5 protein-coding genes and 4 tRNA genes are annotated in these 6,966 nt (G+C 45.4%); all 9 read right to left on the bottom strand.

Features of this window, described 5'->3' with window-relative positions:
- Positions 1-160: 160 nt before the first annotated feature.
- The 9 genes from L2W36_RS22530 to recA all read right to left on the bottom strand — a co-directional run bounded on the left by L2W36_RS22530 (position 161) and on the right by recA (position 6,855).
- Positions 161-237, bottom strand: a tRNA-Arg gene (locus L2W36_RS22530).
- Positions 238-306: 69 nt separating this feature from the next.
- Positions 307-399, bottom strand: a tRNA-Ser gene (locus L2W36_RS22525).
- A gap of 26 nt (positions 400-425) precedes the next feature.
- A tRNA-Arg gene (locus L2W36_RS22520) sits at positions 426-502 on the bottom strand.
- Positions 503-547: 45 nt separating this feature from the next.
- A tRNA-Ser gene (locus tag L2W36_RS22515) sits at positions 548-640 on the bottom strand.
- A gap of 209 nt (positions 641-849) precedes the next feature.
- On the bottom strand, positions 850-1,047 hold the full coding sequence (gene csrA, locus L2W36_RS22510; protein ID WP_004415691.1) for a carbon storage regulator CsrA: 198 nt from the start codon (positions 1,045-1,047) through the stop codon (positions 850-852).
- A 92-nt stretch (positions 1,048-1,139) separates the two neighbouring features.
- Complete coding sequence (locus L2W36_RS22505) at positions 1,140-2,327, bottom strand: aspartate kinase (RefSeq protein WP_038228920.1); 1,188 nt, start codon at positions 2,325-2,327, stop codon at positions 1,140-1,142.
- Between the two features lie 217 nt (positions 2,328-2,544).
- Positions 2,545-5,130: an alanine--tRNA ligase gene (gene alaS, locus L2W36_RS22500; RefSeq protein WP_236111654.1), complete on the bottom strand. Its 2,586-nt coding sequence runs from the start codon at positions 5,128-5,130 to the stop codon at positions 2,545-2,547.
- Between the two features lie 147 nt (positions 5,131-5,277).
- Positions 5,278-5,742, bottom strand: coding sequence for a recombination regulator RecX (recX, locus tag L2W36_RS22495; protein WP_038228916.1), 465 nt, complete (start codon positions 5,740-5,742; stop codon positions 5,278-5,280).
- A gap of 75 nt (positions 5,743-5,817) precedes the next feature.
- Positions 5,818-6,855 carry a recombinase RecA gene (gene recA, locus L2W36_RS22490; RefSeq protein ID WP_006073329.1) on the bottom strand — a complete coding sequence of 346 codons (1,038 nt, stop codon included), beginning with the start codon at positions 6,853-6,855 and terminating at the stop codon, positions 5,818-5,820.
- Positions 6,856-6,966 lie beyond the last annotated feature (111 nt).

Genomic DNA, 6,966 nt, shown 5'->3' with positions numbered 1-6,966 from the left:
CGCTCGGAAGGATTCGAACCTTCGACCGCCTGGTTCGTAGCCAGGTACTCTATCCAGCTGAGCTACGAGCGCGCAACAAGTCTTTGTACAGCTTATGCTGTAACAGGTGTTGAATTAAGTCTCACTTAAATCTTTTACCTAACCTATCATTCGAAAAGAATGGCGCGCTCGGAAGGATTCGAACCTTCGACCGCCTGGTTCGTAGCCAGGTACTCTATCCAGCTGAGCTACGAGCGCGCAAGGTTGTGAAGCATATCACATTTAATTTCTTTTTGAACAAAAAAATTGACTGAAACAGTCAATAAATGGCGGTGAGGGAGGGATTCGAACCCTCGATACGGCTACAAACCGTATACTCCCTTAGCAGGGGAGCGCCTTCAGCCTCTCGGCCACCTCACCGCAGTATTTCTTTCCGAAGAGAGAAATGGCGCGCTCGGAAGGATTCGAACCTTCGACCGCCTGGTTCGTAGCCAGGTACTCTATCCAGCTGAGCTACGAGCGCGCAATATGTTCAATAAGAACAGTGTTATACAACACTTCGCAAGAATGGCGGTGAGGGAGGGATTCGAACCCTCGATACGGCTACAAACCGTATACTCCCTTAGCAGGGGAGCGCCTTCAGCCTCTCGGCCACCTCACCGTCTTGCGGAGGCACATATTACGATTTACCAAAAATAAGTCAAACATTTTCTTGGTAAAATTAGGAAAAAACAGACTAAGCGTTGGCAAATTAACCAAACCACCATTTAATCGTAGCTTTCCTACACAAAATCCGACTTAGTGCCTCTATTAAGCGACGAATTTTGCGCAACAAAAAGGCCGGCATAACGCCAGCCCTCTCAGTTTGGATTAGTAGTTGCCTGAAGCAACGTTACCATTTCCTTTTTCCGCCTGAATGCGCATGTAAATTTCTTCACGATGCACTGAAACTTCTTTGGGAGCGTTAACACCAATGCGAACTTGGTTACCTTTAACACCTAGTACAGTAACAGTGACTTCATCACCAATCATCAACGTTTCGCCAACACGGCGAGTCAGAATCAGCATTCTTTGCTCCTTGAGTATTCTCTAATTATCTTGCTACGAAACTTATTATCCAACAAAAGTTATATTTTCGTAAACTATCTTATGAAAAGTATTTACCCCAAATGTACCTGTTTTTCTTCTCTCATAACGGATTCACTGGTGATAATGTAGTTATCATGCAGTACGTTAGCCGCTTTGTCGATAGCTCCCGGTTCCATTACTAACGTAATTGAGTGCTTATCCTCACAAAAGTGTAGAACAGATATGTCTGATAAGTTGAGAAGTTGTTGATATTGTGATGCTTGCGCCTTTGCATCGGCGCCAACAAGCGTCAATAACGCAACCTCTTGAGTCGCTACCACTTTCTCATCAATAACCAGTCGAAGCTTATCGCAACACTCTTGGCCCACTAACAATTGCTTGTAGGTGGAATCTGTCACCCAATGGCAATCATCAACCCCTAGCATTTGGCGCTGTTTATCAACGATATCAGCGTGCTCTGCCATCATACATAGAGCCATTATTTGTTTTCGTATTGCTAAGCCGCTAATTCCAGGCCTCGATTCCATGCCAGCTACTAAGGTCCCTTCGCCCGGTTCGAAACTCGACAACACACGAAGCGGCACTTGATGTTTCCATGCATAAGCAACACAAGGCAAATGTAAGACTTTCGCCCCTTTGTGTGCCATTTCATGCATGGTAGGAAAATCAATGGTATCAAGCCTTTCTGCTTTACTGACAATTCTTGGGTCGCAACTGTAAACGCCATCAACGTCTGTGAATATCTGACACTCTTGAGCTTCAAGCGCTCCGGCTAACGCGACCGCCGTCGTATCAGAGCCACCTCGACCTAAAGTCGTAATGTCACCAATTTCATTCACGCCTTGAAAGCCCGCCACTATGACAATTTTGTCCTGAGCCAAATAGTCATCAATCACACTGGTATCAATACTACTAATCGTTGCGTTGTTGTGGTTGTTGTTAGTGGCAATTCTTGCCTGTCCGCCAGTAAGAGAAACCGCTGCGTGTCCAAGTTTACTTAACGTCATGGATAGTAATGCCATAGAAATTTGCTCACCAGCAGATAACAAGACATCCAGTTCACGAACATTGGGTACTTTGTCGATCTGTTTAGCCAGATCAACCAATCGATTGGTTTCTCCTGACATCGCAGATACGACAACAACAACTTGTTTGCCCGACGCTTTAGCTCGAATTACGTGCTCTGCAACATTATGAATGCGTTCTACAGAGCCAACAGAAGTTCCACCGAACTTTTGCACGATTAGTGGTCTTTTCACCAGTCTTCACCTTCCCAAGACAACTTTACGTTGTCGATTTTTGAAATTACGGCCAATTTAGCCGCTCCCTTATATTAAGCGACGTCCACACGCACACTTATTAAATCAGCTCTTCAGCAGGTATTATGCAATTGGTACTTTAAATGCACCGAGACCAAAAGCAACAATGCCCAATCAACGTACATTGATTGGGCATTTTATGATGTCGATTAAAGAGTTATAGACGCTCTTCTAACCAGCTACGAATCGATTTTAACGCTTCAGGTAGCGCTTTAACATCAGAGCCCCCTGCTTGCGCCATATCAGGACGACCGCCGCCCTTACCGCCAACTTGCTCGGCAACCATCTTAACAAGGTCGCCTGCTTTTACTTTGCCCGTAAGGTCTTTCGTCACACCTGCAATCAAACCAATTTTGCCATCTGCTACGTTCGCAATAAACGCAATACCGCTGCCCATTTGGTTTTTCGCATTGTCCATCATAGTACGAAGGTTCTTGCTATCTGCACCTTCTAGAGCTGCAACAAGAACTTGCGTACCCGCAATCTCTTCTACTTTGCCCATAATGTTGGCACTTTCAACCGCTGCAAGTTTATCTTTCAGTTGCTGAATCTCTTTTTCTAATGACTTAGCTTTACTTGCCGCATCAGTTAGTTTCTCTTCATATTGAGAAGCTTGAGCTTCGATAGCGTCTAGTGCCGCTTCACCAGTGACGGCTTCGATACGACGAATACCAGCAGCAATACCACCTTCCGATGTAATCTTGAACAGACCAATATCACCCGTATTGCTTGCGTGAATACCACCACAAAGCTCCGTTGAGAAGTCGCCCATAGATAGAACACGAACTTCATCATCGTACTTCTCACCAAACAGAGCCATCGCTCCCTTGGCTTTCGCTGATTCGATATCCATCACGTTAGTTTCAATAACGTGGTTAGTGCGAATCTGCGCGTTAACCAGACGTTCAACTTCTTTGATCTCTGCTTTCGTCATCGCTTCTAAGTGAGAGAAGTCGAAACGTAAGTTATCAGGCTTCACCAAAGAACCTTTCTGTGTAACGTGCTCACCAAGTACTTGGCGTAGTGCAGCGTGCAACAAGTGAGTTGCAGAGTGATTCAATGAAATAGCAGCACGACGCTGTGCATCAACAATCGCATCGACTTCATCACCTTTTGCTAGAACACCTTCGACAAGCTCACCATGGTGTGCAATCGCGTTGCCCAGTTTTTGGGTATCTTCTACTTTGAATAGACCAGCCGCTGTTTTCAGTACACCTGCATCACCACACTGACCACCTGACTCTGCATAGAACGGCGTTTGTTCTAGCACCACAATTGCTTTGTCGCCCGCTGATAGCGCATCAACTTCTGCGCCTTCAACAAACATAGCAGCAACAGAACTTGAACCTTCTGTGCCTGTGTAACCGCAGAATTCAGTGTCAGTATCGACTTTAATCGCAGCATTGTAGTCCGTGCCAAACTGACCGGCTTCACGAGCACGCTGACGCTGTGCTTCCATCGCTTTCTCAAAGCCTTCTTCATCGATAGTAAACTCACGTTCACGAGCCACATCGTTAGTTAGATCTGCTGGGAAGCCGTAAGTGTCATAGAGCTTGAATACTGTCTCGCCATCAAGAACCTTTTCATCACCAAGGTTATCAAGAGCTTCTGTCAGGATTGTCATACCACGTTCAAGAGTACGCCCGAAGTTCTCTTCCTCGATGCGAAGTACTTTTTCAACAACGGCTTGTTGCTTCTTAAGTTCTTCGCCCGCACTCCCCATAACAGAGGCAAGAGTACCAACAAGCTTGTGGAAGAATGCACCTTGCGCACCGAGCTTGTTACCGTGACGAACTGCACGGCGAATGATACGACGTAGTACGTAACCACGACCTTCGTTAGATGGCATCACACCGTCAACGATTAGGAATGAACATGAACGGATATGATCTGCAATTACGCGTAGAGATTGGTTTGATAAATCTTGGTAACCAATAACTTCAGCTGCAGCTTTGATCAATGTTTGGAACACATCGATTTCGTAGTTTGAGTGAACGCCTTGCATGATGGCAGAAATACGCTCAATACCCATACCAGTATCAACCGATGGTTTAGGTAGCGGTTCCATAGTACCGTCTGCATGACGGTTGAACTGCATAAATACGTTGTTCCAGATCTCGATGAATCGGTCACCATCTTCTTCAGGGGTACCAGGACGACCACCCCAGATGTGCTCACCGTGATCATAGAAAATTTCTGTACATGGACCACAAGGACCAGTATCACCCATTTGCCAGAAGTTGTCTGACTCGTATGGCTTGCCGCCTTTCTTGTCGCCAATGCGAACAATGCGATCCGCTGGCACGCCAATTTGCTTGTTCCAGATTTCAAACGCTTCATCGTCGGTTTCATAAACCGTTACAAGTAGGCGATCTTTTGGCAGTTTCAACGTTTCTGTTAAGAACTCCCAAGCAAAGCTGATAGCATCTTCTTTGAAGTAGTCACCAAAGCTGAAGTTACCCAGCATCTCAAAGAAAGTATGGTGACGAGCAGTGAAGCCAACGTTCTCAAGGTCGTTGTGCTTACCACCAGCGCGAACACAACGCTGGGCCGTAGTGGCACGAGTGTAGTTACGCTTTTCTAAGCCAAGGAAACAGTCTTTAAACTGGTTCATACCGGCGTTGGTGAAAAGCAGAGTTGGGTCATCGTGTGGAACCAACGATGAACTGTCTACGATTTGGTGCCCTTTGCTCTCAAAGAACTTAAGGAACGCGTTGCGAACCTCATCTGTGCTCATGTACATGCAGCTCTTCCTGAAATAATTCGAGTTAGATTTTGGGGACGTATTGTAACCCCATGAGTAAGGATTCGCCTAGTATTCTGGTAAAAAAGGCAGGAAACTGGAAGAAATTAGAGATTAATCGCGTTAGGACAAGTGGTTGCAGGTGAACTAAGGATTCTCAAGGGCATTTAGTGCATAGTTAATCTGTTCAAATGTGTAACCTCGATACTGCAAAAAACGCACTTGTTTGGCGTATTCTTTCGGATCTTTTGATTTTCCGAGTCGAAACTTTTTCTCCGCCGTTGTTTTAGCCAACTCGAACCAGTCCACTTGCTCCTCTAACATCGCTTCATCAACGACAGAATCTGAGACGCGCTTTTGGTTTAATTCTTGGCGAATTCTACGCTCACCATGACCCTTGTATACATGCTGACGAATTTGGCTCTTGGCAAAACGCAAGTCATCCAAATAGCGACAATCACGACAAAAATCTAACGCCGCTTCTACTTCAGATTCTTCGTAGCCTTTAAAAGCAAGTTTTTGATAAAGCTCATACTCACCATGATCTCGACGACTCAACAATTGAATCGCGGCTTCTTTCGCTGACAATGATGGTGGTTTTCGTTGAAACATAGTCACTCGACGAACAAAGTACAGATACAACAAAGCCCTGCTCTGCAGGGCTTATCTCAATGAGGTTGTTAACGCTTACAACTCTTCAGCTGGCGCTTCACCTTGCTCTGGAGCTTCTTCCAGTGCTGGTGTTAGTAGCATTTCACGAAGCTTCGCATCAATCGTTTGTGCCGCTTCTGGGTTTTCGCGAAGGAATTTACATGCGTTCGCTTTACCTTGACCAATCTTATCGCCGTTGTAGCTGTACCATGCACCCGCTTTTTCAACAAGCTTGTGCTTAACGCCTAGGTCAATAAGCTCGCCATAACGGTTGAAACCTTGGCCGTATAGAATTTGAGTCTCAGCTTGTTTAAATGGTGCTGCAATCTTGTTCTTAACAACTTTGATGCGAGTTTCGTTACCAACAACCTCGTCACCTTCTTTGATAGAACCAGTACGACGAATATCAAGACGAACAGACGCGTAGAACTTAAGTGCGTTACCACCTGTTGTCGTTTCTGGGTTACCAAACATCACACCAATCTTCATACGGATTTGGTTGATGAAGATACACATACAGTTAGACTGCTTAAGGTTACCAGTTAGCTTGCGCATCGCTTGAGAAAGCATACGCGCTTGAAGACCCATATGGCTATCGCCCATTTCACCTTCAATCTCTGCTTTTGGCGTTAGAGCCGCAACAGAGTCGACTACCATCACGTCAATAGCACCAGAGCGTGCTAGTGCATCACAGATTTCTAGAGCTTGCTCACCTGTATCTGGTTGAGAGACAAGTAACGAATCAATATCAACACCAAGCTTCTTCGCGTAGATTGGGTCTAGGGCATGTTCTGCATCGATAAACGCACATGTTTTACCTTGCTTCTGTGCCGCGGCAATACACTCTAGCGTTAACGTTGTTTTACCTGATGATTCAGGACCGTAGATTTCTACGATACGACCCATAGGAAGACCACCAGCACCTAGAGCGATATCTAGAGAAAGTGAACCTGTTGAAATGGTTTCAACGTCCATGGTGCGGTTATCACCAAGGCGCATAATCGAGCCTTTACCAAATTGCTTTTCAATCTGACCTAATGCAGCGGCTAACGCCTTTTGTTTATTCTCGTCCATTACTTTCTCCACAACTATCCTTTACGGATATAGGCTCTACGCAAGTTACTTGCTTTGGCAGTTTTCTAATTAGTGAGCGATGCATAAAAGCATCGCGATATGGTTTTATTA

Origin of the sequence: Vibrio sp. McD22-P3 (assembly GCF_021568915.1) — a bacterium.
In the GTDB taxonomy this organism is placed as follows: domain Bacteria; phylum Pseudomonadota; class Gammaproteobacteria; order Enterobacterales; family Vibrionaceae; genus Vibrio; species Vibrio mediterranei.
Note: the sequence above shows the minus strand (reverse complement) of the source record. Positions and strands in the feature narration are given on the sequence as shown.

Excerpts from the sequence above, each read along its gene's own strand:
- recA (WP_006073329.1), bottom strand. The coding sequence starts at position 6,855 with ATGGACGAGAATAAACAAAAGGCGTTAGCCGCTGCATTAGGTCAGATT.
- recX (WP_038228916.1), bottom strand. The coding sequence starts at position 5,742 with ATGTTTCAACGAAAACCACCATCATTGTCAGCGAAAGAAGCCGCGATT.
- alaS (WP_236111654.1), bottom strand. The coding sequence starts at position 5,130 with ATGTACATGAGCACAGATGAGGTTCGCAACGCGTTCCTTAAGTTCTTT.
- csrA (WP_004415691.1), bottom strand. The coding sequence starts at position 1,047 with ATGCTGATTCTGACTCGCCGTGTTGGCGAAACGTTGATGATTGGTGAT.